Here is a 430-nt window from a genome sequence, read left to right as displayed (position 1 = left end):
TTTTTAAGTTACCATCCTTAATCATTTCTCTTAAAACTTCTCTTGGTAATGTTGACATAGGAAAACTCCTTTCTGTTTTAATTTGTAGTGTTAATTATTACCAGAAAGGAGTTTTGTTTTTCACTTAGTCACAGATTTATTTACATTACCTTGTTCCAATTTTATAAGCCTCATCATAACTATACAGAATTGTTTTTTCAAAAGATAGTACATAAGAGAACTGTCCATTTGTGTTTTTCTACTATTTTAATCCTTCTTCTATAATTTTCATTAATTCATTTGACTCTCCTGCATTATTTTTATACCATAGCAAATTCTTTTTCTCTTCTTCTTTTTCTTCATGTATTGGATTCATATATCCTTCAAAAAACTTTTCAATTTCTTCATAGGTTTTTAAGCTTTTTTCCTGATTATTCTTTATCTTCTGTAT

General features: G+C 26.5%; 1 protein-coding gene. It reads right to left on the bottom strand.

Annotated features, from left to right (window positions below; all coding sequences use genetic code 11):
• Positions 1–241: 241 nt before the first annotated feature.
• Positions 242–430 (bottom strand): hypothetical protein (locus L21TH_RS14505; RefSeq protein ID WP_034429461.1); only part of this gene is annotated, 189 nt, incomplete at its 5' end.

Source organism: Caldisalinibacter kiritimatiensis, assembly GCF_000387765.1.
Taxonomy (GTDB): domain Bacteria; phylum Bacillota; class Clostridia; order Tissierellales; family Caldisalinibacteraceae; genus Caldisalinibacter; species Caldisalinibacter kiritimatiensis.
This window is presented reverse-complemented; position numbering and strand designations above follow the sequence as displayed.